The sequence below is a fragment of the Tardiphaga sp. GW822-FHT04G09 genome (assembly GCF_058800725.1).
Genome location: NZ_JBXAMO010000011.1, coordinates 80,441 through 107,438 on the forward strand (window position 1 = coordinate 80,441; position 26,998 = coordinate 107,438).

Genomic DNA, 26,998 nt, shown 5'->3' on the forward strand with positions numbered 1-26,998 from the left:
TCCCCTCCTGCTACGCCAATTTCTGTTACTTGGTCTTGGCGGCCGATTCTTTTGCAGATTTGGCGCGCTCGACGCCTTCCATGATCAGGCGCTCCGCATCGGCGGCATCGCCCCAGCGCACCACCTTGACCCACTTGCCGGGCTCGAGATCCTTGTAGTGCTCGAAGAAGTGCTGGATCTGCTGCAGCGTGATCTCCGGCAGATCGCTGTAGTTCTTCACCTTGTCGTAGCGCTGGGTGAGCTTCGAGGTGGGGACGGCGATGATCTTCTCATCGAGACCGCCTTCGTCTTCCATCAGCAGCACGCCGACCGGGCGCACGCTCATGACAGCGCCCGGCACGATGGCACGGGTATTGGCGATCAGCACATCGCAGGGATCGCCGTCGCCGGACAGCGTGTGCGGAATGAAGCCGTAGTTCCCGGGATAGCGCATCGGCGTATAGAGGAAGCGATCGACGAACAGCGCGCCGGATTCCTTGTCCATCTCGTATTTGATGGGCTCGCCGCCCACCTGGACCTCGATGACGACGTTTACTTCATGCGGCGCCTTGGCGCCGAGCGGGATTGCGTCAAGACGCATCGAACACTCCAGATTTCATAGGACAGGTTGCGACAGGCGTAGCCGAGCGGGAGCCCGGATTCAACGCCTGCGGGACCAGAAAATCATGAACCGGCTTAACGGCTTAATTCGTCCAGGCGAATGCCACTTTATCGAGCGACTTTGCGCCGAAACGCTCCGAGGAGCGGGCGACCATACGGCCGCCCAGAGCACGGTAGAACTCCGTCGCGCCCTCGTTGTCGGACAGCGCCCAGATCACCATGCTCTTCAGGCCGCTCTGCACGAGGTCGCGCTTGGCGGAGGCGAACAGGCGGCGGCCAAAGCCGAGGCCCTGGAATTCCGGACGCAGGTAAAGTTCGTAGATCTCGCCTTCGAACTGCAGGCTGCGGGCGCGGTTGCGACCGTAATTGGCATAGCCGGCGACCTTGTCGCCGAAGCACAACACGCTGACGCGGCTGCCCTTGCGGATCGCCGACTCCCACCAGCCGGGACCGCGGCGATTGATCAGCTTTTCCAGTTCGGGGCCCGGGATGAGGCCCTGATAGGCCGCGCGCCAGGCTTCGTCATGGGTGGACGCCACCGCGGCCGCATCTGCAGCTTTGGCCGGCCGAACCTCGATCAGGGTTGTGCTCATGAGGGGATCAAAGCAAGTCGGCGGGCGCTCTTCAAGGTCCATCGTTAATTATCGGTTAACGTGTGGATTTTCAGCATCAGTTTGGCAAAAGAGTTGTATCGAAAAAGGACAGGACTGCATCTTCTGCGCGCCAGGCGCCGCGTTTTCCACTGCTGGCACTTGCTGACGCAAGTCATACCGCAAATGCACACGCGCTCTGATGTGCGGAACTGCAGCCATGTGATTCGTAGCGTATAGAATGCCGCAGCCGTTACTGCCCGACGAAGGCCACCGAGCGCTCATGAAACACCTCCAGGCGCTGTGCCTGCTGGCTGCACTGATCGGCAGCGCCTGCACGGCTGCAGCGCAGACATATGGCGCGCCAGGTCCTGAAGAAGCGCCGCATCGCCGGCAGCTCTGGACGGTGCCGTCGCCCGATCCTGGCACCAGTTCCCGAGCCGTGCTGTTTCGCCCGCCGGGCAACGGTCCGTTTCCGCTCGCTGTGATCGCGCATGCCTCCACGCAGAATGCGCTGCGCCGCGCGCAGATGCCGCAACCGGAGTATCGCGCACTCGCCTCCTGGTTCGTCAGCCGCGGCTACGCCGTGCTGGTCCCTGAGCGCCCCGGTCATGGCGCCACCGGCGGCCGCTATCTGGAAGACCAGGGCGGCTGCGATGATGCCGACTATCTCGGCGCCGGCCGCGCCACGGCTGACAGCATCGCGGCAGCGATGACCGAGATCCGCAAGCAACCCTTCATTCGCGGTAGCGGCACGATCGTCGTCGGCCATTCCGCGGGCGGCTGGGGCGCACTGGCCCTGGCCGGCGCCAATCCGCCAGGCGTGACGGCGATCGTCGTCTTCGCGCCCGGACGCGGCGGCCATGCCAATGACAGGCCGAATGACGTCTGCGCGCCGCAGCGCCTGATCGCCGCAGCGGCAACCTTCGGACAGACGGCGCATGTGCCCGTGATCTGGCTCGCCGCGCGCAATGACAGCTATTTTTCGCCAGCCTTCTCGCGACGGCTTGCCGATGCCTTTCGCAAGGGCGGTGCCAAGGTCGATATCCGCGAACTGCCGGAATTCCGGAGCGAAGGGCACTGGCTTGCGGAGAGCGACGGCGGTGACGACATCTATGGTGCCGCGCTGGACAAGGCGTTGAAGGCAATCACGGCAGGAAAGCGATGACACGCAAGCCCGCGCAACTGGAGTGGACACCGCAGTGACCGAGCTTTGGCCCGATGACGACGTCATTCTCTATGACGGCGTCTGCATCTTCTGCTCGCGCTGGATCCAGTTCGTCGCCGCACGCGACATCGATCGTCGCTTTCGCTTCACCCCGATCCAGTCGGACTATGGCAGCCACCTCGCCCGCCATTTCGGCATCGACCCCGCCGATCCCGATACGAATGCCGTGATCCATGGCGGCGTGGCTTACTTACAATCCGATGCGGCGCTGACAGTGTTATCGACCCTGCCCGGCTGGCAGTGGGTGCGCCTACTGTTCGCCATCCCGAAGGCATTGCGCAATCCCGTCTACAGCCTGATTGCAACCAACCGCTATCGCATCTTCGGAAAGACGGAGGCGTGTATCGTGCCGGATGCGGAGATGCGAGCAAGGGTGATCGAGTAGCGCTATCCGTTACGCCTTCGCGGGCTTGCCCTCGTTCAACACTTCCCTCGCCGCCCTCTCGCCGCTCTCTCGCGCGCCGTGAGCTGTCGAGAAGAAGTTCGGCGATGTCGCCTCGCCGGCGAAGAACAGTTTGCCATTCACCGGCGCGGCGAGCACGGCGCGGGCTTCGGCATGGCCGGGCTTCGCCGCAGAATAGGCGCCCTGTGCGAAGCGGTCGTGGCCCCAGCGGGATTCCGCGAGGGGCGTGAGCTTGCTGCGGATATCCGAGCCGAGCAGCGTGACGATCTCGTCGATGCTTTGCGCAGCGAGCGCCCCGTCGCCGGCGTCTTCGAGCTCGCGCGCGAAACTGCCGCCGAAGAAACCGGCGATGCAGGGACGGCCGGAGGGGCGCAGATGAAAGCTGCCGACGCCGGTGCGCATGGCGGCGCCGCGCAAGCCGATATCGGACGGCCACTTCTCCGCATCGGCAAGCGCCAGCATCACCTTGTTGTCGGCGCCGAGCGGCAGGCTGGCGGCAGCATCGACCTTGCCGGGCAATGGCGGCGTGAAGCGGATATGCGCGTTGGCGATGAGATTGGTCGGCACGCAGACGATGACTTTCGCCGCGCCCAGCGTGCCACGTGAGGTCTCGATGCGGATGCGCGCACCTGAGTGATCGATCAGTGTCACTTCGGTATTCAGCGCCACCGGACACGGCGCGCCATAGGCCGCGATCAGCGCACCATAGCCATCGGGCAGGCGCCAGTTGACCTCGGTGTCCTCATAGGCGTCCATGTCGTGCAGCGACACATCCTTGAGCTCGAAACCGTTGATATAGGTGGAGACCGCGTCGATCATCGGATTCCACGGATTGCCCGGCTCGAGGCATGTCGCGGCAGGCGCATCGATCTCGTTTTCCGCGGCTTCTTCGGCTCGCTCATAAAAGGCGTCTATCGCGGCGAAGAACTCATCGCGCTTCGTCTTTGAGAAGGCGACGTCATAGGCCTGATCGCGCCACGGCGGGCGCGACTTGTCGACGGCAAAGCCAAGGTCCTTCGCGATGCCGACAAAATCGTTCCTGTCGGCGGAGTGCAGCCATTCGCAGCCGAGATCGAACGGAATACCGGGCGCTGCCATGATGGTATGGGCACGGCCACCGATCCGGTCGCGCGCTTCCAGCACGATCACCGAGAGCCCGGAACCTTCCAGCGCACGTGCCGCACCGAGGCCGGCGGCACCGGCACCGATGATGGCGACATCAACTTCGGAGGGGAGATTCGTGCTCATCACGTCATGTCACACCGGATTGTCGTGACACCGGGATAAAGGCTTGCTTGAATTATTCAAGCCACCGCTGCCCTCGGAGAAGACGCATGACAGCCCCACACGAGTTCGAGCTCTACGGCTTCTGGCGAACATCCGCGACCTACCGGGTGCGCGTGGCGCTCAACTTGAAGGGTTTGGAAGCGCACGAGCGCGTGATCGATCTCGACAAGGGCGAACAGCGCGGCGACGCGTTCCTCAAGATCAATCCGCTCGGCGCGATCCCGGCCCTGATCGAGCCCGGCCACCTGCCGCTCACGCAGTCGCTGGCGATCCTGGAATTCCTCGACGAGATCCACCCGACCCCGCCGCTACTGCCGAGCGATCCACACGGCCGCGCCCGGGTACGCTCGATCGCCGCGATGCTGGCCGCCGACACCCATCCGCTCGTTACGCCGCGGGTGCGCAAATATCTCGCCATCACCGCCGGCTTCGACGATGCCGCAATCCGCGCCTGGCTGGTGCACTGGTTCACGACAGGCCTCGCCGCCGTGGAAGAACGCCTGGCCACCGAGCCTGCCACCGGCCGCTTCTGTCATGGCAACGAGGTGACGATCGCCGACATCTGCCTGCTCAGCATCACCGCGACCATGAAGGTGTTGAAGATCGAAATTGCAGGCATTCCGACCATCAATCGCATCGTCGCCACCTGCGAGGCCATGGACGCGTTTGCGAAGGCCGATCCGATGAAGCAACAGGGCGCACCGAAGGGGTCGTGACGTAGCAACCCACTCGTCATCCTCCGGCACACCATTGGTGTGCCGGAGGACGGGATCGGCGCCGAAGGCGACGGGACCGAGCCCGGGATGACAATGTGGGGCAGCGCAAAACAAAAATGCCCGGCTTTCGCCGGGCATTCGTAACCAGTCAAAGAAAGCTCGTCGCTTACGCGATCACTTCCTTGGTCTTTTCGGCGCGCTTGCGGTCGTTGGCATCGAGATGCTTCTTGCGCAGGCGGATCGACTTGGGGGTGATCTCGACCAGCTCGTCGCTCTCGATATAGGCCAGCGCCTTTTCGAGGGTCATGCGGATCGGCGGCGTGAGACGAACCGCTTCATCCTTCGACGTGGTGCGGATGTTGGAGAGCTGCTTGCCCTTGAGAACGTTGAGTTCGAGATCGTTCTCGCGGGTGTGCTCGCCGATGATCATGCCTTTGTAGACCTTCCAGCCCGGCTCGATCATCATCGGACCGCGATCTTCCAGCTTGAACATGGCATAGGCAACCGCTTCGCCCTGATCGTTGGAGATCAACACGCCATTACGGCGGCCGGCGATCTCGCCCTTATAGGGCAGGTAGTCGTGGAACAGCCGGTTCATGATCGCGGTACCCTTGGTATCGGTCATAAGTTCGCCCTGATAGCCGATCAGGCCGCGGGTCGGCGCGTAGAACACCAGACGCAGGCGGTTGCCGCCCGACGGACGCATCTCGATCATCTCGGCCTTGCGTTCGCTCATCTTCTGAACGACCACGCCGGAGAATTCCTCATCCACGTCGATGACGACTTCCTCGACCGGCTCGAGCGTGTTGCCGTTCTCGTCCTTGGTGAGAACCACGCGCGGACGCGACACCGACAGCTCAAAGCCTTCGCGGCGCATGTTCTCGATCAGGATCGCGAGCTGCAATTCGCCGCGGCCCGAGACTTCCATGGCGTCACGGTCGGCGGATTCGACGACCTTGAGCGCGACATTGCCTTCGGCTTCGCGCAGCAGGCGGTCGCGGATCAGGCGGCTGGTGACCTTGTCGCCTTCGGTACCGGCGAGCGGCGAGTTGTTGACGATGAAGGACATCGACACGGTCGGCGGATCGATCGGCTGGGCCTGGATCGGAACTTCAACCGACGGATCGCAGAAGGTATCGGCAACGGTGCCCTTGGGCAGACCGGCGATGGCAACGATGTCGCCGGCTTCGGCGAGTTCCACCGGCTGGCGCTCGAGGCCGCGGAAGGCCAGGATCTTGGTGATACGGCCGGTTTCGACGACCTTGCCGTCACGCGACAGCACCTTGACCGCCTGGTTCGGCTTCACCGAACCCGACGAGATGCGGCCGGTGATGATGCGGCCGAGATAGGGGTTGGCTTCCAGGATCGTGCCGAGCATGCGGAACGGGCCTTCTTCCACCACCGGCGGCGGCACATGCTTGATGACGAGATCGAACAGCGGCTTCATGCCGACGTCATGCGACGCGTCCGGGCTGTCGGCCATCCAGCCGTTGCGGCCTGATCCGTACAGGATCGGGAAGTCGAGCTGGTCGTCGGTGGCGTCGAGCGCTGCGAACAGGTCGAACACTTCGTTGACGACTTCGGTGATGCGGGCGTCCTGACGGTCGACCTTGTTGATCGCGACGATCGGCTTGAGACCGAGCTTCAGTGCCTTGCCGACCACGAACTTGGTCTGCGGCATCGGGCCCTCAGCAGCGTCGACCAGCACGATCACGCCATCGACCATCGACAGGATGCGCTCGACTTCGCCGCCGAAGTCGGCGTGGCCCGGGGTGTCGACGATGTTGATCTGGACCTCGTCCCACAGCACCGAGGTGCACTTGGCGAGAATGGTGATGCCGCGCTCTTTTTCGATGTCGTTCGAATCCATCGCGCGTTCCTGGACGCGCTGATTGTCGCGATAGGTGCCCGACTGCTGCAGCAGCTTGTCGACGAGGGTCGTTTTGCCGTGGTCAACGTGGGCGATGATAGCAATGTTGCGAAGGTTCATAGGTCTTCTTCTGTTTTACGGTCTGGGTGCCCTGATGCGGGTTCAACAAGACATGCTCGACAAAAGGCCAGATCAATTAGAGTTGGGCCTTGCGCTCGAGCGCGTTCGATAACTGCCTCGTCTGAAAACGCGCTGGGGCAATCCCTCCAAAAGCAAACCCGGCCAGAAGGGGCCGGGTACTCGGACGCGTTGCGGCGCAATATAGGGGGAAATCGCCGAAAAACAATGCGAATCTGCCAAATGGTTAGCTCAATTTCGGGTCCAGAACGGTGGCCCAAAGGGCCACATCGGCCCGATCCCGTAGCGTAACGGTCATTTGGCCGCTCGAACCGTCGATTTTGACGTGTCCGAAGAACTGCATACCCGCCGTTGGGGGCAGATTCTGCTTGCCGGGGCCCGGCGCCTTCACGAAACGGACCTCGGGACCGAAGGTATTATCCATCGCTCCGGGACCAAACGTACCGGCATGAAACGGCCCGGAAACGAACTCCCAGAACGGCTCGAAATCCTGGAACTGGGCCTTGTCGGGATTGTAGTAATGCGCCGCCGTGTAATGCACGTCGGCGGTCAGCCAGACCGTGTTGCGGATACCCGCCGACTTGATGAAGCGCAGGATGTCGGCGATCTCCAGCTCGCGGCCGCGCGCCGGGCCATCACCCTGCGCGATCGCCTCCGACCCCGTGTGATTCACCGCATCATTCTCGACGACGATCCCGATCGGCATGTCGGAGGCGATGACCTTCCAGGTTGCCTTTGACGCCATCAATGCGCGCTTCAACCAGGCCATCTGCTCCGGGCCGATGAAATACGCATCGGGACCATAGGTCTCCTGCAGGTTGGGGCCGTTGGGGCCGCGATAGCTGCGCTCGTCCAGCATGAAGACGTCGAGATGCGGCCCGTAATTCAGCGTGCGATAGACGCGGCCCGGTTCGGCCGGATTGACCGAGATCGGATACATCTCGTGAAAGGCACGCGCGCCGCGCGCAGCCAGCAGCGTGATGTCGCGTTCCTTGTAGGCCGCCGGCAACTGCTTGGAGAGCGACCAGTTGTTGGTGACTTCGTGATCGTCCCACTGGCCGAAGATCGGCACCTGCGCATTGAAGGCGCGAACATTCTCGTCGAGCAGATTGTATTTGTGCGCGGCGCGGAATTCGTCGAGCGTCTCGGCGACCTTGGCCTTTTCCGGCACGATGATGGTGTTCTTCCAGACCGTGCCGTCAGGCAATTTCACTTCAGGCAGGATCGGGCCGTCGGCATAGATCGTATCGCCGGAATGGATCAGGAAATCCGGATTGTGCTTGCGCATGGTGGCGTAGGTGACCATGCCGCCATCCTCCGCATTGATGCCCCAGCCCTGTCCGGCGACATCGCCGCCCCAAACGAAAGACACATCGCGGCGATCCGCGGGCGCGGTGCGGAAGCGGCCGGTCACGGGCTCGCCGACGATCTCCGTATGCGAAAGATCACGGAATTTGACGCGGTAGAAGATGTCCTGCCCGGCCGGCAGATTGTCGAGCAGCAGCTTTGCTGTGAAATCGGTTTCCGGCAGCGCCACCATCGGCGGCAAGGTCCGCGCATTGTTGAAGGACTCGGTGGTGGCGACTTCCACCATCATCTGCGCCGGCCGGTCGGCACGCGACCAGATCATGCCGCTATTGATCCCGACATCGCCGGACTGCACGCCATGCGACACCACCGGACGATCCGCCGCGCGGCTGAGATAGGGCATCGCCAGGAAGCTGGCGCCTGCTGCAGCTGAGTGCGTGAGAAAACGGCGGCGGGACATATGTAACGCCGAGAACTTGTAAGTCATGGCGAACTCCTGATCCTGGCTTTGACACCCATGGTGCTAGGCAGATCGCTTGACGCCGCGATGACAGGTGATGCGCAATATCAACACCTGTCGGCGCAAGTTGCGAATGACTGGCGACTAGATTGACACATTTGGAAATTTCACCTTAACGTGAACGGGACGGTTCCCTTCGGGGATCAAAAGGGAATGCGGTGAGGGGATCCCCGATTCCGCGGCTGCCCCCGCAACTGTAAGCGGCGAGCCTGCGCCAAGAGCCACTGGGTGTTCACTTGGGAAGGCGGCAACAGGCATTGACCCGCGAGCCAGGAGACCTGCCGCCAGTCGTGGTCACACGCGAGCACATTGGGCGGGGTGTCCTGGTGGAAGTCACACTGCCTGTTTGAAAGCGGCGGGGCGACTTGGTTTGCGGTGACGTGCCACGTAACCGCGAGTCCTGTAGATGACCTCCGTCTCCCATGCATCCAAGCGATGCAGTGCTCTGCTTTCCTCTGTCGCACTGTCCTGCTTCCTTGTGCCCGCTGAAGGCTCGCTACGACCTGCGCAATCGCACCACGTACTCGATCCCGTGGTAGTTCAGCCGACCGCGACGCCAACACGGGTACGCCGCACGACATCAGGCAAGCCCACGCGCGCTGCGCGCTCGCGGCAGCAGCGCAACATTGCCGCCAATACGGGCGCGCCGGTCGCCGCGCCGACAGGCCCGGTCTTCGCAGCGCCGACGCTCAACCTCACCGGCACGACATCGACCGGCAGCCGCCTCGGCCTCACGCGCCTGCAAACGCCGGCCAGCGTGGAAGTGATCTCCGCCGAGACCATGGCCGAACGCGGCCAGCAAAACATCATCGCCGCGGTGACGCAAAACGCCATCGGCTTCACCGCCCAGCCGGCGCCCGGCAATGGCAGCATCGCCTTCAACACCCGCGGCTTTAACGGCAACGGCACGGTGATGACACTGTATGACGGCACCCGCCTCTATGTCGGGTCCGGCACGCTGACCTTCCCCTATGACACCTGGTCGTCGGAGCGCATCGAAGTGCTGCGCGGTCCTGCCTCGGTGATGTATGGCGAAGGCGCCATTGGCGGCGCCATCAATGTGGTCTCGAAACTGCCGCTGTGGGTGCCGCGTAATCAGGCAGAGATCTCTTTCGACACCAATATGGAGCGCCGCATCGCCGTGGACAGCGGCGGCCCCGTGAGCAAGGACGTCGCCTACCGAATCACCGCCATCGGCAGCATGTCGGATGGCTGGGTCGACCGTGACCACCAGTCCCATGTCGAAGTCCACGCCGCCGTGCAGATCAAACAGACCGAAGACATCACCTGGACGATCTCAACCGATTACGGTGACCGCAGTCCGTCGCGCTACTTCGGCACACCGCTGATCAACGGCAAGCTCGACACGTCGTTGCGCTTCCAGAACTACAATGTCAGCGACAGCAGTATCCGCTATCAGGACAGCTGGAACCAGGTGAAAACCGAGTGGCAGGTGAGCGACGGCATCACGCTGCGCAACACCTTGTATTATCTGAACAGCCAGCGGCATTGGCGCGACGAGGAAAGCTATGTCTACAACGCCAGGACCGGCCTGATCGATCGCGGCGGCGGCAACTACATCGAAATCTTCCACAACCAGACGCAGATCGGCGACCGTTTGGACGCCACCTTCCGCGGCCACATCTTTGGCATGGTCAACGAATTCGTCACCGGTTTCGACGTCAACAACATCTCCTTCACTCACACCAACAACTCGCCCTATGCAGGCTCGTCGTCGGTGCCACTGTTCAATTTCAATCCGGGTTCGTTCTACGCGACCACCTCACCGACGGTGCCGGGCTTCAGCACCACGACCAACCAATATGGCGTGTTCGCGGAAAACCGCTTGTCCGTCACCGACCAGCTGTCGCTGATCGGCGGCATCCGCCAGGACGAGCCGACCGTTGAGCGGACCGACTACGTCACGCCGGGCAACAGCTATGAGAAGGCGTATCATGCGACCTCATGGCGCGCTGGCGCGGTTTATACGCCGATCCAGAATCTCGCTTTCTACGGCCAGTATTCGGTGGCGGTGGATCCGGTAAGCAACCTGATCACCAATTCCGCGGCGAACACCACCTATAAGCTGTCCAGCGGCAAACAGGTGGAAGTCGGCGTCAAGCAATCGTTCTGGGGCGGCCGTGGCGAGTGGACGCTTGCTGGCTATGAGATCGTGAAAAACAATCTTCTGGCCCGCGATCCCAACAACCTGAACGTGACCTTGCAGGTCGGCCAGCAATCGTCACGGGGCATCGAGGCGTCGGTCGGATTCGCGCTCGACCATGGCTGGCGCATCGACGCAAATACCGCATTCCAGCGCGCGAAGTATGACGACTTCCTGCAGTCGGTCGGCGGCCTCCCGGTGAACTATGCCGGCAATGTGCCGGTGAACGTGCCGCAGAACGTCTCCAACGTCTGGGTGACCTGGGCCTTCGCACAGAACTGGTCGGCCAATGCCGGCGTGCAGATCATCGGCAAGCGATTTGCCGACAACGCCAATACGCTGGAAATGCCGGCCTATAACGTCGTCAATGCCGGCCTGCAGTGGAAGCCCGACGTCAATACCACGGTGTCGCTGCGTATCTACAACCTGTTCGACACGGTCTATGCGACGTCCGGGGGCACCAATCAGTGGCTGCTCGGCATGCCGCGGACCGCTCAGCTCGCGGTCAATGTGAAGTTCTGAGCGTGGCACGCACACTGACACGAACACTCCGGCGGTGGCTGTATATCGGTCACCGCTGGGTCGGCATCGTCACCTGCCTCTTCTTCGCGATGTGGTTCATCTCCGGCGTGGTGATGATGTATGTCGCGTTTCCCGGCCTCTCCGACAAAGAGCGGCTGGCGGCATTACCTGACATCGTCTGGGAGAAAGTAACACTCTCCCCCGACGACGCGATGAAGAAGGCCGGCGCCACGCGCTATCCGCGCGATCTGCGATTGAACATGATCGCCGATGAGCCGGTGTATCGACTGAGCTCATGGGACGGCCAATGGCAAGCCATCTCCGCCGTCAATGGCCGCACCATCGCCGAGATCAACGAACAGCAGGCACTTGCTGTTGCGCAGCATCATCCCGACAGCAAGTCGCCTCGGCTCGAAGAGACCGTCGATCGCGACCAGTGGAGCGTCACCGCGCGTTACGATCCGCTGCGACCATTGTATCTGATCACGCTCGGCGACGACGCCGGCACCAAACTCTATGTCTCCTCACGCTCCGGCGAGATTGCACTCGATACCAACCGCACGGAGCGCGTCTGGAACTGGCTCGGCTCGATCCCGCACTGGATCTATCCGACCGTGCTGCGCAAGGACGGACCGCTGTGGCGGCTGGTGGTGCTGTGGATCTCCGGCATCTGCCTGGTCGTCGGCATCACCGGAATCTGGATCGGCATTCTGCGCGTGCGCCTGAAGCGACGTTATGCGAACGGCAACATCACGCCCTATCGCGGCTGGATGGCCTGGCATCACGTCACCGGACTGATCGCCGGCCTCTTTGTCCTGACCTGGATGTTCTCCGGCTGGCTGTCACTGAATCCCGGCGAATATTTTGCCAACCGCAATACGCCACGCGAGGTATTGCAGCGCTATGCCGGCCACGATGCGCCTGATATCGCTGCGGCCATTCGCGCACCGGCGGGCGAGCGCGCGGTCGAGGCACGTTTCGTGTGGCTCGACGGCATGCCGCTGATGATTGTCGCGAAGCGCGACGGCACGAAGACGGTGATCGATCCGGCCAGTGGCGAAATCACAGGACTGCCGCAAGACCGTCTCTGGAATGCCGCAACAAAACTGCTGCCGGATTCGCGGATCGAAAGCCAGCTAAGCCTCGGAGAATACGACGCTTATTGGTATGCGCATCACCATGACCGGGAATTGCCGGTGTTGCGCGCAACATTCGACGACGAGGCGCAGACCTGGTTTCACATCAGCCCGGTCACCGGCGATATTCTCGGCCGCATCGATAGCAGCCGGCGCACCTATCGCTGGCTGTTCAATGCGTTGCACAGTCTGGATTTCAAGCTGCTGCTGATGTATCGCCCGGCCTGGGACATTGTGGTGTGGCTGCTGTCGATCCTCGGCACCATCGTCTCGGTGAGCGGCGTCTTGATCGGGTGGCGCTATCTCAGGCGCTAGACGGCGAGCGGCCGCGGTTGCTGACGGATCGGCTCCGGCGGGATCATGCCGATCAGCGCCTTGCGATCGGCAACAGCGTTGTGGAATTGCTCGAGCGCGATATTGAAAGCGGTCAACGTGCCTTCCTCGATCGCGCCGTTCTCGTAACAATTCAGGGTATGGCGCAGAATATCGTCGGCCTCCGCCTGCATCGTGTCGAGTTCATCCAGAGAATCGCTCTTGCGTGCGGCGGCGATCATGTCGAGCAGACGATCGCGCTCCGAAACATTCACGTTGCGCTCGTCCTTCTTCAGATAGCTCGCGAACCACGCGCCCGCCGAACCCATCGCCGAGAGCCCCATCAGGCTCCACCAGATGTAATCGCTGTAGCGATCGAGGAAGGTCTTCTCTTCGCCGTCCACATAGGCGGCGGCACCGGGATGTACAGGGATCACCGCATCCTTGTCGGTATCCGGCGTTTCGATCTTTGCGGCCAGCGGGAAATCGTTGATGATCTGCTGGCGGATGGAGAACAACTGCCGCGTAAAGGCTGCGATGGTCACATCCGACAGGCCCTGCCGCGCCACGATGTGATGTGAGAAGCTGATGGTCTTGACGTCATCGTCGGGCCGCGCTGGCGCGCCGCCGAATGCGCCTGCAGGAATTTCGGACGCCTCATACATCGGGAAATTCTGCGCGATGGCTTCCGCGGAATCGATCGCGAGGAAAGTCGGTGTACCATCACGGCTCGAGGCCAGGATCGCGTCATTGGTGATCTTGCTGTTCACCGGACCCGCCGCAATGAAGGCATCGACCTTCTGATCCTTCACCGCCTCGGCCACTTCGGTGGTCGAGAACTGCACGATGGTAACCTTGGCCGGATCGACGCCGTATTGCCGCAGGATGATATTGAGCAGATTGACGTTCGCCTGCGTCTTGCCAATCACGCCGACACGGCGTCCGGCGAGCTGCGAGAATTTGGTGATCTTCGGGCCGGACTTCTTGCCCTTCACCGGCGGCGGCACCCAGATCACGGCGACATTCTTGCGCAGCGTGGCAACCGCGCGCGCGTTCTTCGGCACTTCGAGATCGCCGCGAATAATCGCGAGATCGGCCTTGCCGTCAGCCAGGGCCTTGGCGCTGGCAGTGGCGCCTTCGGTGAGGATCGGTCGCAGCCGGACTGTATAGTGATCGCGCGAAAACGACTGCACCAGCGCCTGCACGACCTTGACGTCGTCGCTGTTCGGCGGACCGACGGCGATCCGTAGCGGTACCGGCTTCATGGCGAAGTAGTAAGCGCCGGCTACGGCCGCGACGATCGCCAGCGTGCCCGCAAGCGTGATCAGCGTCATCTTGCGCCGGATGGACCGCGGCGACGGCGGTCCCACCGGCCCGATAACATCGGGACCGTCGGCCATGGATCTGGAAAACAATCGCTTCAAATTCATCTGCGCCAAATGGGGTTCGAGCGACAATTTAGCAAAGTTTCGGGTCGACGCGCTGTTCCACCGGCAGCATGGTTACCGGCACGCTTGGTTACCGTTCTGCATGCGCGGCATTTGCTGCCTTATTGTGGCATGGATCCCAACTGTGTCACCGGGCGTTGAGGTAAAGTTCAAGTGAAGCAGGAGGTTGGCATGATGGAACGACTCTCGGCCGAGGCCCGCAAGGCGGCGCTCAAGGAATTGACAGGCTGGAGCGAGGTCGCCGGGCGCGACGCCATCGCCCGGACCTTCACGTTCAAGGATTTCAACGAGGCCTTCGGCTTCATGGCGCGGGTCGCGCTGGTCGCCGAGAAGAGCGACCATCACCCGGAATGGCGCAATGTTTACAAGACGGTGGAGGTGGTGCTGGCCACCCATGACGCCGACGGCGTCACCAAGCGTGACATCGATTTGGCCAAGGCCATGAATAGCATCGCTGGACAACTCGGCCATTCCTGATGCGTTGCTGAATGTTGCGACGGAGGGGCCAGATCACCATTTAAGCGGAAGGCTGCAATCTTGCAGCCGTGAGGATATTGCCGATGGCAGCCGACCACAGCGTGGGCTTCGAGCCCGCCGATGAACTGGCGAAAGACCGCGAAAGCGTACGCAAACAGTTCTGGCGCAAGCTGAGGGGACTGGCCGTGAAGCTGCCCTTCGCCGAAGACCTGCTGGCTGCGTATTACTGCGCGTTCGACCGGCAGACACCGCGCCACGTCCAGGCGGCACTGCTCGGCGCCATCGCCTATTTCGTGCTGCCGTTCGACTTCGTGCCGGACATGCTGCCCGTTCTCGGATTCACGGACGACGCCGCGGTGCTGGCCACCGCGCTGCGCATGGTCGCGAGCCATATCACGCCGGATCACCGCGAGGCCGCCAGAGCGGCCATCGCGCGTGGATTGAAGAACAGCGCGTTGAAGGATAGCGAGACGGGCGCGTAATCTGCACCCGCCTCGCTCAGCCTTACGGATGAAGGATCACCTTGCCCATGGCCTGACGACCGGCAAGCACCTTGAGGGCATCGGCGGTCTTGGCCAGCGGGAATGTGCGATCCACATGGGATGAAATCTTCCCTTCGGCGGCCCACTTCACCAGCTTTTCGAGATTGGCGCGGTTCTTCTCCGGGTTCTGCCGCACCCATGCGCCCCAGAACACGCCGCGGATGTCGCAGCCTTTCAGCAGCGCGAGGTTGAGCGGCATTTTCGGGATGTCACCGGCGGCGAAGCCGATCACCAGGAAGCGGCCTTCCCAGGCGATGGCGCGCAGCGACGCTTCGGCATATTTGCCGCCGACCGGATCGAAGATGATGTCGACGCCCTTGCCGTCGGTCAGCCGCTTCAGGCCTTCCTTCAGATCCTCGGTTGCATAGTTCAGACCTAGTTCGGCGCCGTGTTTCTTGGCAAATTCCAGCTTCTCGTCCGACGATGCGCAGGCAATCACCTTCAAGCCCAGCAGCTTGCCGAGTTCGCATGCAGCCAGACCCGTGCCACCGGCGGCGCCGAGCACGGCCAGCGTCTCACCCGGCTTCGGACTGGCGCGGTCTTCCAGCGCATGCAGCGCGGTGCCGTAAGTGATGATCACGCCGGCGGCGCGATCGAAGTCCAGATTGTCGGGAATCTTCACGGCGGATGCCGCAGGCACCGCGATCTTTTCACGCGCGCCGTTGTGGCCGACAGAGGCAACCACGCGATCGCCGACCTTGAGGCCGGTGACACCATTGCCAATGCTCTCGATCACGCCTGCAACTTCCGCGGCCGGCGAGAACGGGAAGGGCGGCTTGATCTGGTACTTGCCCTGGATCATCAGGATGTCGAAGAAATTCAGCGCCGCCGCCTTGATGGCGATAACGACCTGACCGTCACCGGCAACCGGATCATCGATATCGGCGAGAACGAGATCATCGGGTTCGCAAAATTGCGAGCAGAGAATGGCTTTCATCTGATCATCTGACCTTCGGCTTGAGACAGTTGAAAGGAGTCATGCCGGATTTGACGGCGCGCTACAATCTGATTCGAGAAAAGGTAATTCCGCCACGCGGCCAAACAAGGAACCCTCCCATGTTCGAGACGACGCTGCTTGCCAACAAGCGCATTCTGGTCACCGGCGGCGGCTCCGGACTCGGCGCGTCCATGAGTCGCCGTTTCGCGGAACTGGGCGCCGAGCTCGTCCTCTGCGGTCGCCGGCTTGAATTGCTCGAACAAACGGCGGTGCAATTGCGTACCGATTTCGGTGGCAAGGTCAGCATTGCCCGATGCGACATTCGCGACGCCGCCGCGGTCGAGTCGATGATGGAGACAATCTGGCGTGACGGAGCGCTCGACGTCCTCGTGAACAATGCCGCAGCCACCTTCATCGCGCAGAGCGAACATCTCTCGGCCCGCGCCGCTGACGCGATCCTCGCACCGACGCTGCATGGTGCGATGTATTGCACACTCGAAGCCGGCCGACGCTGGATCGCAGGGCACCATAAGGGTGTGGTGCTGAGTATCCTCTCCACATCCACCATCACCGGCCGGGCCTTCACGGTGCCATCGGCGATGGCCAAATCCGGACTCCTTGCAATGACGAAGTCGCTCGCGGTGGAGTGGGGCCCCAGGGGCATCCGCACCGTCGCCATCGCGCCGGGCCCGTTCCCCACCGCCGGCGCGACCGGCCAGTTGCGGCCCGAGGCACGCGACCACGGACCTGCGGCGCAAAACCCACTTGGCCGCGTCGGCGAACACAGCGAACTCGCCAATCTCGCAAGCTTCCTCATTTCCGATCAGGCCGGCTACATCAATGGCGAAATGGTGGTGCAGGACGGCGGCGCACACCTGCGCGCATCTGGCGCAGAAGATCTGCTGCAATGGAGCGACGCGCAGTGGGCGGCGCAACGCGCGGCGCGCGCGAAAGGCTGAGCAAAAAACTGAGGACGACTCCTGCGCCGTCAGCGCGCAGCAAGGCAAGGACTGCTATCCTTGGGTGAGTCATATCTGCCTTTTCAAGAAATCCATTTCCGTCTATGGCAGACATCGTGACGTCACCGATTCCAGCCCTTCCCGTTACGAGCCATCTTCCAGTCACAATGATAGAGGATCGAGACTTGATGTCCGTGCGGCGATTCCTGACAGTTGTGTTTATGAGTAGTGCGATGGTCGGCATTGCGACGATCGGCGCTGCCGATCTTGCGCAGGCGCAGAGCGCTGCTTCGAAGGGCAAAGCTGCCGCGCCACCGAAGGCAGCGCCGTCCAAACCAGCTGCTACCGCGCCGGCTGCAGCCGGTGGCGGCGAGCCCACGCTGGTCGGGCAGTTCGGCTCCTGGGGCGCCTACACCGCGACACCGAACGGCAAGAAAGTTTGCTTCGCTCTGGCGAAACCGGCGTCGTCCAAGACCAATCCGGCGAACCGGCCGCGCGATCCCGCTTACGCCTTCATCTCGACCCGCCCGGCCGAGAAGGTGACCAACGAAGTCTCGATCATGATCGGCTATCAGCTGAAGCCGGGATCAGAGTCGACGCTGGAAGTCGGCGGCGCGCGCTATGCCATGTACACGCAGGGCGACGGCCTCTGGATCAAGAATGCCGCCGAGGAGGAGCGCATGGTGGAAGCCCTGCGCAAGGCGGCGGACGTGACCGTCAAGGGCGTCTCCGCCAAGGGCACCGAGACCACCGATACGTTTTCGCTGAAGGGCCTGGCCCAGGCACTGGACCGGCTGGCGCAGGATTGCCGGCGGTAATTGCCGCCAGGCACCGGCTAAATCCTTGTCGTCGTTAATATTGCCGCATTTCGCGCCTTTTCATTCGGGCGCGAAAAGCTTATTTGAAGTCGGCCTGCTTAAGGCCAGATTTCCCGCGACATCATAGATCGAACGCCATGACCCCCGTTTCAGCCGAGGCCGGTTCCGCCATCGACGCTCCCCACGCGCTGCCCGCAGCCGACGTGCCGCTGGAGAAGATCGCCACCGAAACCTATGTGCCGCTGGCCAAGCCGTCGCTGATCGGCCTGTCACGCGCGGAAATCGCTGAAAAGCTCGGTTCCATCGGCGTGGCCCCAGCCCAACGCAAGATGCGCACGCAGCAGATCTGGCACTGGATGTATGTCCGGGGCGTCCAGACCTTCTCAGAAATGTCCAGCATTTCCAAGGGCATGCGCGAAGACCTCGAAAAGCATTTCACGGTGGCCCGGCCCGAGGTCGTGGTTGAGCAAATCTCCAATGACGGCACCCGCAAGTGGCTGCTGCGGCTGCCTTCAGGTACCGCCGGAGAGAAGGCCCATGAGGTCGAGTGCGTCTATATCCCCGAAACCGACCGCGGCACGCTCTGTGTCTCGTCCCAGGTCGGCTGCACCCTGAACTGCTCATTCTGCCACACCGGCACCCAGCGGCTGGTGCGGAACCTGACGGCCGGCGAGATCGTCGGCCAGATCATGGTTGCCCGCGATCGCCTCGGTGACTGGGCCGACCGCGAGACCCCGGACGGCAACCGCCGCGTCACAAATATCGTGATGATGGGCATGGGCGAGCCACTCTACAATTTCGATGCGGTGCGCGACGCACTGCTGATCGTCTCGGACAACGAAGGCATCGGCATTTCGCGCCGGCGCATCACCCTGTCGACCTCTGGCGTGGTGCCGAACATCAAGCGCACCGGCGAGGAAATCGGCGTGATGTTGGCGATCTCGCTACATGCGGTGCGCGATGAACTGCGCAACGAGCTGGTGCCGTTGAATAAGAAATATCCGCTCGAAGAATTGATGCAGGCCTGCCGCGACTATCCCGGCGCATCCAATGCGCGGCGCATCACCTTCGAATATGTGATGCTGAAGGGCGTCAACGACTCGCTCGACGATGCCAAGCTGCTGGTGAAGATGCTCAAGGGCATTCACGCCAAGATCAACCTGATCCCGTTCAATCCGTGGCCCGGCACGCGTTACGAATGTTCGGACTGGGATCAGATCGAGAAATTCTCCGAATACATCTTCAATGCCGGCTATTCCTCGCCGGTCCGCACGCCACGCGGCCGCGACATTCTCGCCGCCTGCGGCCAGTTGAAGTCGGAGACCGAGAAACTGTCCGCGCGCGAGCGCCAGGCGCTGCGTGCGATGGCGATGACGGATTGATGCGCGACGCCGCCACAAGCTCCCTCCTCATGGTGAGGAGCGCGCTCCTTGCGCGCGTCTCGAACCGTGAATGGAGTGCGCAGCCATCCCTAAGCGAATGGCTATGCCATTCGCAGAAGACGCGGTCGAAGACGACCGCTCCTCAGGATGAGGGCAGCGTACGCGGCGGCGAGATTGGCAAGGACTGACACCCCTATGTCCCTGATCGGCCGGCTGTTCGTGATCTTCTTCGCATTTTGCGCTGCCTGCCTGGTGGCCGGCGCGATCGTGGTGTTCGCGGTGCTGTTTCCGGAATTGAGTGCGCTGGATACGGGCGAGATCAATCCCGATGCGATCAACATCCTGCTCGGCTTCGGCTTCATCTTCATCAGCGGCTTTGCGCTGATCCCCGCGATGCTCGTCGTGCTCATTACCGAGGCCTTCTACATTCGCAGCGTCGTCATCTATGCGCTTGGCGGCGCAGTGGTCGGTCTCGCCTGCTATCTCGGCCTGATCCCCTATGATCCCGCCACGATGACTTTCGACGGGATCGTTCGCCGCCATCTCGAAGTGATGACCGGCGCGGGTATCCTTGCGGGGCTGATCTACTGGGTGATCGCCGGCCGCAATGCAGGCGCCTGGCGCCAGCCACGACGCGCGCCTCCGCAGCCTGATGTCGCGGCCGGCCCGTAGCGCTTTAACTTTCCTTCCCACCCCGCCTCGGATAAACCGCCCGCCATGAACCGGACTGGACTTATCATTGCGCTGGGGCTGTTTGCCGTCATTGCCGTTGTCTTCGGAGTCTGGCCCGAACTCGACCTCAAGCTCGCGGCGCTGTTTTACGATCCCGAGACGAAGCGTTTCCCCATCACCTCGCTGCCAGGGGCGCAATTCGCCCGCGATGCAGCCATGTGGATCGCATGGGCCTTCGTCTTGCCCTCGATTGTCGCGCTGATCGTGAAGCTGATCTGGCCGAACCGGCCGTTGCTGGTGAAAGGCCGCACCATGGCCTTCCTGATCCTCACCATGCTGATGTCGGCGGGCGTGCTCACCAATTTCACCTTCAAGACGTTCTGGAGCCGGCCGCGACCGGTGATGGCGACCGAGTTCAACGGCCCCTGGCAGTTCAAGGCCTGGTGGGATCCGACCGGCCAGTGCGGGCACAACTGCTCGTTCTTCTCGGGTGAAGGTGCCACCGCGTTCTGGACTTATGCTCCGGCAGCCCTCGCGCCACCTGCGATACGCCCTTACGCCTATGCGGCCGCGACGGTGTTCGGAATCGCCACATCCGGCTGGCGGATGGCCTTTGGCGGGCACTTCTTTACCGACGTGACCATCGCCGGACTCGTCTCCTTCCTGGTCATCTGGTTGATTCACGGGTGGATTTACCGCTGGGGCTCGCCGCGGATGACGGATGAGGACGTCGATGCGTGGCTGACCCGGGTCGCCTGGCCAGGCTATGCATGGCGCCGCCGGATGCTGTCCGGCCGCAATCCGCCGCAACCGTCTTTCGTGCACCGGATCACCGAACAGCACCACGATTGACCATCTCGCTGTCGTTGCCCGGCTTGATCCGGCAACCAGTCAACGCGGAAGCCGCGGTATATACTGAGCCACCCGGTCAGGCCGGGTGGCGACAGCGCAGAGGTCCCCGATGACCGATGCCGCGTTGACGCCCTTTGCCCGGCCGGGCTATCGCTGGCGGCAGAAATTGCGCGATTGGATGTTCGATGACCACGATCTTGAAGAGCCTGCCCCAAGGAAAAAACGTCGGTATCGCCTTCTCCGGCGGCCTGGACACCAGCGCAGCGTTGCTCTGGATGAAGCAAAAGGGCGCGCGCGTCTTCGCCTATACCGCCAATCTCGGCCAGCCTGACGAGGCCGACTACGACGAGATTCCGCGCAAGGCCATGGAGTTCGGCGCCGAAAAAGCGCGCCTCGTCGATTGCCGCGCACAACTGGTCCACGAAGGCATTGCCGCCATTCAAGCTGGCGCCTTCCACGTCTCGACCGGCGGCATCACTTATTTCAATACCACGCCACTCGGGCGCGCCGTGACCGGCACGATGCTGGTCTCGGCCATGAAGGAGGACGGCGTCAACATCTGGGGCGACGGCTCGACCTATAAAGGCAACGATATCGAGCGGTTCTACCGCTACGGACTGCTGACCAATCCGGACCTGAAGATCTACAAGCCATGGCTCGACGATCAATTCATCGACGAACTGGGCGGCCGCGCGGAAATGTCAGCGTTCATGACCGCCCACGGCTTCGCCTACAAGATGTCAGCCGAAAAGGCGTATTCCACCGACAGCAACCTGCTCGGCGCCACCCATGAAGCCAAGGATCTCGAACAGCTCGACAGCGGCATCAAGATCGTCAACCCGATCATGGGAGTGCCGTTCTGGCGCGACGACTGCGCCGTCAAGGCCGAGAAGGTCACGGTGCGGTTCGTCGATGGTCAACCGGTTGCACTGAACGGCCAGACTTTCGCCGACCCTGTCGCGCTGTTCCTCGAGGCCAATGTCATCGGCGGCCGGCATGGCCTCGGCATGAGCGACCAGATCGAGAACCGGATCATCGAGGCAAAGAGCCGCGGCATCTACGAAGCGCCGGGCATGGCGCTGCTGCACATCGCCTATGAGCGCCTGGTCACCGGCATCCATAACGAAGACACCATCGAGCAATACCGCATGAGCGGCATGAAGCTCGGGCGGCTGCTCTATCAGGGACGCTGGTTCGATTCCCAGGCCCTGATGCTGCGCGAGACCGCGCAACGCTGGGTCGCGCGCGCGATCACCGGTGAAGTGACGCTCGAGCTGCGCCGCGGCAATGACTACTCGATCCTGAACACCGAGAGCCCCAACCTGACCTACGCGCCGGAGCGGCTCAGCATGGAGAAGGTCGAGGACGCGCCGTTTACACCCGCCGACCGCATCGGCCAGCTCACCATGCGCAACCTCGACATCACCGATACCCGCGCGAAACTGAACATCTATGCGAAGACGGGCTTGTTGAGCGCCGGTGAGGGGTCGAACATCCCCAAACTTGACAACGACAAGAGCTGATCGCGCGACAAACGACGCTACCTAATCCGCTCTACGATCGGCAGCCGGACGTCATCGAAGCGACATCCGGCTGTCGTAAATACAAGGATATCGCCTGCCACCCATTTTGCGGGAGCACTTCCTTGAATAACGCATCGAAGACCGTTTCACTGGCCGCACTCGCGGCCTTTTTCATGAGCGCGCCGCTTTGCGCGCAGACGATCTATCCGCTCGACCGCGCTGATATCCTCGCGGGCTCGAAATTCGACTTCAAGGTCGAGTTTCCCGAACTCGTTCAGGCCGCCGACATCAAAGTGACGATCAACGGCGCAGACCAGACCGCGGCCTTCGGCAAATCCGCGGACTACATCGCGAAGGAAGACGGCAAGGATCAGTCCGCTTTGCTGCTGCGCGACGTGACGCTCGACAAGCCCGGCGCCTACAGGATCGAGGTCAGCGACGGCGTACGCAGCAGGGCGGTGACGTGGAACGTGTACGACACCGGCGCTCGCAAGGCGAAGAACGTGATCCTGTTCATCGGCGACGGCATGTCGCTGGCGCATCGCGTCGGCGCCAGAATTCTTTCGAAGGGGATTGCCGAAGGCAAGAGCCGCGGCAAGCTCGCCATGGATGACATGCCGCATATGGCGATGGTGGCAACGGCAGGTTCGGACTCCATCATCACCGACTCCGCGAATTCAGCCAGCGCCTATACGACCGGCCATAAAAGCGCGACCAACGCGCTCGGCGTGTATGCCGACCGTACAGCGAATGTGTTCGACGACCCCCGCGTCGAGACCATCACGAGCCTCGTGAAGCGCAAGCTCGATCTTGCGGTCGGCATCGTTACCAATACCGAGATCGAGGATGCGACGCCGGCATCAATGGTCGCGCATACGCGCCGCCGCGCGGCCTATGACGAGATCGTCGCGCAGATGTTCGCAGCGAAGCCGGACGTGATTCTTGGCGGCGGCGCAGCGAACTTCCTGCCGCAGGCGGCGGAGACCTCGAAGCGGCGCGACGAGGTCGACTACATCGCCAAGTTCAAGGATGCCGGCTATCCCTTCGTGAAGACGGCGGGCGAATTGAAGCTCATCGCCGACAGACCGGACACGACAAAATTGCTCGGTCTGTTCACGCCGGGCAACATGGACGGTGTGCTCGACCGCAAGTTCCTCAAGGGCGGCGGCGTCAAGAAATATCCGGAGCAGCCAGACCTCACCGAACAGGTACAGGCAGCGCTCAACGTGCTGTCGCGCAATGACAAGGGTTTCGTGCTGATGGTCGAGTCCGGCATGATCGACAAATATGCCCATCTGCTCGACATGGACCGCGCCGTCTACGACGTGATCATGCTCGACAACGCGGTGAAGCTCGCCAAGGAATGGGCCGCAAAGCGCGGCGACGACACGCTCATTCTCGTCGTGTCCGACCATAGCCATCCGAACAGCCTCGTCGGCACCGTCAATGACGACATGAGCAAGGAGTCGAACCTGCCGCTGCGCGAGCGCCTCGGCGTCTATGACAAGGCCGGCTTCCCGAATTATCCCGCGCCGGATGCAGAAGGTTATCCATCGCGCGTCGATGTCAGCCGACGCCTTGCGATCCTGTCGGCCAGCCTGCCTGATCACTATGAGACACTGCGGCCGAAGCTCGACAACCCGAACGATCCGACCGAGAAGGGCGACGAGCCCGGCACCTTCAAGGCCAACGAGAAATACAAGAACGCACCCGGCAGCATGCTGCGGCTCGGCAACCTGCCGGCCATGATGGGCGCCAGCGTGCATTCCGGCGAAGACGTGATCCTCACCGCCACCGGCCCCGGCAGCGACCGCGTGCACGGCGCGATGGACAATACGGAAGTGTTTCGCGTGATGGTGGATGCGCTGGGACTGGCGACGAAGGAGCGGTGAGCTTCTTCCTCCCCCAGCCCGCGCACCGGGGAGGGAAATGACAACGACAGCGTACTATCAAAACAAAAAAAATGGCCGGGATTACTCCCGGCCATTTTCATTTCAACTTGCCTCAGCGACGCGGCGGCGCCGTGCCCGGAGGCGGTGGGGGCAGCGAAGCCTGACCGCCATTCAACAGCGGCGTGATGTTGCGGATCGTGACGCGGCGGTTCTGACGCTCCGGACCGTCGGTCTGGATCTTCAGATACTGCTCGCCGTAGCCCTGCGACGTCAGGTTTTCCGCCGGCACCTGGAACTGCTGGGTGAGCAATTCAGCTGCCGACTGCGCGCGGCGATCCGACAGCGACAGATTGTCGACGTCCGAGCCGACCGCATCGGTGTGCCCCTCGATGAGGAACACCGCGCGCGGGTTGCGCGAGATCGCCCGGTTCAGACCATCTGCGATCACCTGCAGCTTCGAGGCCTGGTCCGGCGGGATCTCCCATGAGCCGGTCTCGAAGTTGATCGAGTCCAGATCGATCGACGGCATGCGCTGGCGCACCATCGGGCTGTAGCGGATTTCATCGAGCGTGTAGCGACGCTCGATGCGATCCACCGGAGGCGCGATCAGCGTATCGTAGACAAGATCGGGCGAGGCCTGATCGTAATCGACGATATAGCGGTTCTGCGGAATCCGGATCATCGGCGGCGGCAGATCGACATAGAAGCCGAGACCACCCGGACCGCCGGGGCCACGTGGACCGCGGAACGAGTTATCGATGATGATGATCTCGCGTCCCTCGCGATCCCTACGGATACGTCGCAGCAGCTGGCCATCACGGCCGACCACCGTGATGATCTGCGAACCGTCGGGACGGATCACGATGGTCCGATCCTCGCCGCCGACCCGGTCGGTCCGGATGTCACGCGCGCCATAACGAAAACGATCGACCTCGTTGTGGCGGATGAACGACTGGCCGCTCGGATCCTGCACGATGATGCGGCCGGGCTCGGTGATGATCGTGCGACCGCCTTCCTGGCGCTCGCTGCGCTGACCGCGGAAATCGCCGATGTTGCGCGGCCCCTGCGGGGCGGCGCCCGGTGCGATCGGTGTCAGTGCTGCCGCCGGTGGCGGCGCCTGAGGGATCGGAGCCGTCACCGTTGGTGCAGGCGGCTGGACAACCTTGATGTTGCCGCCACCGGGCGCGACCACGACAGGCGCAGCGGTGCTCTTGGGCGGGGTAGCGGCGGGCGGCGCAGCGTTCGGCGCGCCACCGGGGGCGACTGCGTTGGGCGGCGTGCCGGGTGCACCGGGCGCGCCTGCGCCTGGGCCGCCGGGAGGACCACCACGACCATCCGGGCCACGTCCGTCGGGACCACGTCCGTCAGGACCACGTCTATCAGGGCCACCGGGGCGACCTGACGGAGGCGTACCTGCGGGCGGTGTGCCAGGCGCGGCCGGAGCAGCCGAAGGCGCGGGTGCTGCAGCAGGAGGCGTCGCTGCAGGCGGGGATGCCGCAGGTGGCGTTGCCGCTGCGGGTGGCGTGGCAGGCGTTGGAGCCGGTGTTGGCGCAGGGGCAGGCGCTGGCCGCGCGGCGGGCGGTGTCGCCGGTGCTGCGCCCGGGGGTGGTGCGGGCGGCGTGGGACGTGCGCCGGCCGGCGGCGTTGCGCCGGGTTCGCGGCGCTCAGGGCGTCCTTCGCCGGGCTCGCGACGTTCGGGACGCGCAGCGGGCGGCGTCGGCGCTGTCGGAGCCACAGGCGCAACGGTGGGCGCAGGAGGTGCGGCGCGCGGGGCCGGAGGGGCCACGGGAGCCGGTGGCGGAGCTGGGCGCGGCGGCGGAGCGGCCGCAGGTGGTGGGGGTGGCGGCGGTGCCGGGCGCGGAGGTGCAGCCGCAGGCGGCGGCGCAGCAGGAGGTGCCGGAGGCGCGGGACGCGCAGCAGGGGGAGCCGGTGGCGGCGGGGGTGGCGCCGCAGGGCGTGCGGCCGGCGGCGCAGCGGCGGGAGGCGCAGCAGCTGGCGGAGCCTTGGGCGGCGCCTTCGGGGGAGCCTTGGGTTCTCCCTTGGGCTCACCTTCAGGCGCAGCAGGTGCAGCCTGCGCAAGCACGATCGGCGCATCGACACTCGACGCATAAGCAGCACTCGCTGCGATATGCGCAACGCCGAGCGTTGTCGTGGCCAGCAATACGAGACGAAGTTTTGTCATGATAGACCTTGGGCCCCCGATAAGGATCTTCAACAAACTGATTTTTGTCGGCCGAGCAAATCGGCACATTGATCAACTGATATGCATTGGGCCGGAATGTGGCGACAGGCAAATGCAGATTCGTTTTTATTTTCGACACGATAATGGCCCAAACGCGCTTTGTTCATTTCGCGTTCAGGCCATCGATCTGTAGTTCGCTACATCACTGCCGCTGCATCATTGCAGGTGGCTGTTGACCCGGATTGATATCAGGGTTCGGCAACGGCACTTCATCGGGCCTATCGCCCGGCAGTTCGTCCGGTCGCGACGGTTCACCGGGGTCATGCACCGGGGGCGGCACCTCAGGCCGCGGATTGCCCGGCGGGCTCTCCTGCGGCGGCTCCGCGGGTTGACCGGGCTTGATCGGCGGATCCTCGACGGGATCGATGCCGGGTGAACTTATCATCGACATTGGCATCACAGCTCTCTTCGCAATTGGTCCCACCGCATCGGCAGGACTCGCATGAGACCGTGCCATTGC

The 26,998-nt window shown here is 62.9% G+C and carries 24 protein-coding genes and 1 riboswitch; of the genes, 15 read left to right on the top strand and 9 right to left on the bottom strand.

Annotated features, from left to right (window positions below):
- Window positions 1–25 precede the first annotated feature (25 nt).
- Both ppa and AC1RLZ_RS19225 read right to left on the bottom strand, forming a co-directional pair.
- Window positions 26–580 (bottom strand): inorganic diphosphatase, encoded by a 555-nt coding sequence (gene ppa, locus AC1RLZ_RS19220; RefSeq protein ID WP_493189919.1) that lies wholly within the window; start codon window positions 578–580, stop codon window positions 26–28.
- Window positions 581–683: 103 nt separating this feature from the next.
- Window positions 684–1,193: a GNAT family N-acetyltransferase gene (locus AC1RLZ_RS19225; protein WP_371419787.1), complete on the bottom strand. Its 510-nt coding sequence runs from the start codon at window positions 1,191–1,193 to the stop codon at window positions 684–686.
- A 280-nt stretch (window positions 1,194–1,473) separates the two neighbouring features.
- On the opposite strand from AC1RLZ_RS19225, the gene AC1RLZ_RS19230 reads away from it, so the two are divergent.
- Together AC1RLZ_RS19230 and AC1RLZ_RS19235 are read left to right on the top strand one after the other, a co-directional pair.
- Complete coding sequence (locus tag AC1RLZ_RS19230; protein ID WP_493189920.1) at window positions 1,474–2,358, top strand: alpha/beta hydrolase family protein; 885 nt, start codon at window positions 1,474–1,476, stop codon at window positions 2,356–2,358.
- Window positions 2,359–2,392: 34 nt separating this feature from the next.
- On the top strand, window positions 2,393–2,803 hold the full coding sequence (locus AC1RLZ_RS19235; RefSeq protein ID WP_493189921.1) for a thiol-disulfide oxidoreductase DCC family protein: 411 nt from the start codon (window positions 2,393–2,395) through the stop codon (window positions 2,801–2,803).
- Between the two features lie 9 nt (window positions 2,804–2,812).
- Here AC1RLZ_RS19235 and AC1RLZ_RS19240 read toward each other — a convergent pair whose 3' ends face one another.
- A complete protein-coding gene (locus AC1RLZ_RS19240; protein ID WP_493189922.1) occupies window positions 2,813–4,069 on the bottom strand; it encodes a flavin monoamine oxidase family protein in 1,257 nt (418 codons plus the stop codon).
- A gap of 86 nt (window positions 4,070–4,155) precedes the next feature.
- Between AC1RLZ_RS19240 and maiA the strand changes: the two genes are divergently transcribed.
- Window positions 4,156–4,824, top strand: a complete 669-nt coding sequence (gene maiA, locus AC1RLZ_RS19245) for a maleylacetoacetate isomerase (RefSeq protein WP_493189923.1) — start codon at window positions 4,156–4,158, stop codon at window positions 4,822–4,824.
- Between the two features lie 166 nt (window positions 4,825–4,990).
- On the opposite strand, the gene typA is transcribed toward maiA, so the two are convergent.
- Window positions 4,991–6,814 (bottom strand): translational GTPase TypA, encoded by a 1,824-nt coding sequence (typA, locus tag AC1RLZ_RS19250; RefSeq protein WP_493189924.1) that lies wholly within the window; start codon window positions 6,812–6,814, stop codon window positions 4,991–4,993.
- A 244-nt stretch (window positions 6,815–7,058) separates the two neighbouring features.
- Window positions 7,059–8,627 (bottom strand): alkaline phosphatase D family protein, encoded by a 1,569-nt coding sequence (locus AC1RLZ_RS19255; RefSeq protein WP_493189925.1) that lies wholly within the window; start codon window positions 8,625–8,627, stop codon window positions 7,059–7,061.
- Window positions 8,628–8,772: 145 nt separating this feature from the next.
- Window positions 8,773–8,960: riboswitch (cobalamin riboswitch) on the top strand.
- A 106-nt stretch (window positions 8,961–9,066) separates the two neighbouring features.
- Between AC1RLZ_RS19255 and AC1RLZ_RS19260 the strand changes: the two genes are divergently transcribed.
- Together AC1RLZ_RS19260 and AC1RLZ_RS19265 are read left to right on the top strand one after the other, a co-directional pair.
- Complete coding sequence (locus AC1RLZ_RS19260) at window positions 9,067–11,346, top strand: TonB-dependent receptor (RefSeq protein ID WP_493189926.1); 2,280 nt, start codon at window positions 9,067–9,069, stop codon at window positions 11,344–11,346.
- 2 nt (window positions 11,347–11,348) lie between these two features.
- Window positions 11,349–12,797: a PepSY domain-containing protein gene (locus tag AC1RLZ_RS19265; RefSeq protein ID WP_493189927.1), complete on the top strand. Its 1,449-nt coding sequence runs from the start codon at window positions 11,349–11,351 to the stop codon at window positions 12,795–12,797.
- Here the strand turns inward: AC1RLZ_RS19265 and AC1RLZ_RS19270 are convergent.
- The gene (locus AC1RLZ_RS19270; RefSeq protein ID WP_371423601.1) at window positions 12,794–14,194 is read right to left on the bottom strand and encodes a TAXI family TRAP transporter solute-binding subunit; all 1,401 of its coding nucleotides are present in this window, start codon (window positions 14,192–14,194) and stop codon (window positions 12,794–12,796) included. The genes AC1RLZ_RS19265 and AC1RLZ_RS19270 overlap by 4 nt on opposite strands.
- Here AC1RLZ_RS19270 and AC1RLZ_RS19275 point away from each other — a divergent pair.
- From AC1RLZ_RS19275 to AC1RLZ_RS19285, 3 genes are all read left to right on the top strand, one after another.
- On the top strand, window positions 14,193–14,399 hold the full coding sequence (locus AC1RLZ_RS19275) for a hypothetical protein (protein ID WP_371423600.1): 207 nt from the start codon (window positions 14,193–14,195) through the stop codon (window positions 14,397–14,399). The two genes, AC1RLZ_RS19270 and AC1RLZ_RS19275, sit on opposite strands and share 2 nt — an antisense overlap.
- Before the next feature lie 14 nt (window positions 14,400–14,413).
- A complete protein-coding gene (locus AC1RLZ_RS19280; protein WP_493189928.1) occupies window positions 14,414–14,719 on the top strand; it encodes a 4a-hydroxytetrahydrobiopterin dehydratase in 306 nt (101 codons plus the stop codon).
- A gap of 83 nt (window positions 14,720–14,802) precedes the next feature.
- Window positions 14,803–15,201 (top strand): YkvA family protein, encoded by a 399-nt coding sequence (locus AC1RLZ_RS19285; protein ID WP_493189929.1) that lies wholly within the window; start codon window positions 14,803–14,805, stop codon window positions 15,199–15,201.
- Window positions 15,202–15,223: 22 nt separating this feature from the next.
- Here AC1RLZ_RS19285 and AC1RLZ_RS19290 read toward each other — a convergent pair whose 3' ends face one another.
- Window positions 15,224–16,198, bottom strand: coding sequence for an NADPH:quinone oxidoreductase family protein (locus AC1RLZ_RS19290; protein ID WP_371423597.1), 975 nt, complete (start codon window positions 16,196–16,198; stop codon window positions 15,224–15,226).
- A gap of 119 nt (window positions 16,199–16,317) precedes the next feature.
- Between AC1RLZ_RS19290 and AC1RLZ_RS19295 the strand changes: the two genes are divergently transcribed.
- The 7 genes from AC1RLZ_RS19295 (at window position 16,318) to AC1RLZ_RS19325 (ending at window position 24,296) form a co-directional block, all read left to right on the top strand.
- Window positions 16,318–17,157: an SDR family oxidoreductase gene (locus tag AC1RLZ_RS19295; RefSeq protein WP_493189930.1), complete on the top strand. Its 840-nt coding sequence runs from the start codon at window positions 16,318–16,320 to the stop codon at window positions 17,155–17,157.
- A gap of 233 nt (window positions 17,158–17,390) precedes the next feature.
- On the top strand, window positions 17,391–17,975 hold the full coding sequence (locus tag AC1RLZ_RS19300) for an invasion associated locus B family protein (protein ID WP_371423595.1): 585 nt from the start codon (window positions 17,391–17,393) through the stop codon (window positions 17,973–17,975).
- A gap of 137 nt (window positions 17,976–18,112) precedes the next feature.
- A complete protein-coding gene (gene rlmN, locus AC1RLZ_RS19305) occupies window positions 18,113–19,357 on the top strand; it encodes a dual-specificity RNA methyltransferase RlmN (protein ID WP_493189931.1) in 1,245 nt (414 codons plus the stop codon).
- Window positions 19,358–19,552: 195 nt separating this feature from the next.
- Window positions 19,553–20,029: a hypothetical protein gene (locus AC1RLZ_RS19310; protein WP_493189932.1), complete on the top strand. Its 477-nt coding sequence runs from the start codon at window positions 19,553–19,555 to the stop codon at window positions 20,027–20,029.
- A 45-nt stretch (window positions 20,030–20,074) separates the two neighbouring features.
- Window positions 20,075–20,881 (top strand): phosphatase PAP2 family protein, encoded by an 807-nt coding sequence (locus tag AC1RLZ_RS19315; RefSeq protein WP_493189933.1) that lies wholly within the window; start codon window positions 20,075–20,077, stop codon window positions 20,879–20,881.
- 185 nt (window positions 20,882–21,066) lie between these two features.
- A complete protein-coding gene (gene argG / locus AC1RLZ_RS19320; RefSeq protein WP_493189934.1) occupies window positions 21,067–22,404 on the top strand; it encodes an argininosuccinate synthase in 1,338 nt (445 codons plus the stop codon).
- A 173-nt stretch (window positions 22,405–22,577) separates the two neighbouring features.
- Window positions 22,578–24,296 (top strand): alkaline phosphatase, encoded by a 1,719-nt coding sequence (locus AC1RLZ_RS19325; RefSeq protein WP_493189980.1) that lies wholly within the window; start codon window positions 22,578–22,580, stop codon window positions 24,294–24,296.
- 112 nt (window positions 24,297–24,408) lie between these two features.
- Here AC1RLZ_RS19325 and AC1RLZ_RS19330 read toward each other — a convergent pair whose 3' ends face one another.
- Both AC1RLZ_RS19330 and AC1RLZ_RS19335 read right to left on the bottom strand, forming a co-directional pair.
- Complete coding sequence (locus tag AC1RLZ_RS19330) at window positions 24,409–26,478, bottom strand: OmpA family protein (RefSeq protein ID WP_493189935.1); 2,070 nt, start codon at window positions 26,476–26,478, stop codon at window positions 24,409–24,411.
- 202 nt (window positions 26,479–26,680) lie between these two features.
- Window positions 26,681–26,935 carry a hypothetical protein gene (locus AC1RLZ_RS19335; protein WP_493189936.1) on the bottom strand — a complete coding sequence of 85 codons (255 nt, stop codon included), beginning with the start codon at window positions 26,933–26,935 and terminating at the stop codon, window positions 26,681–26,683.
- Window positions 26,936–26,998: the final 63 nt, after the last annotated feature.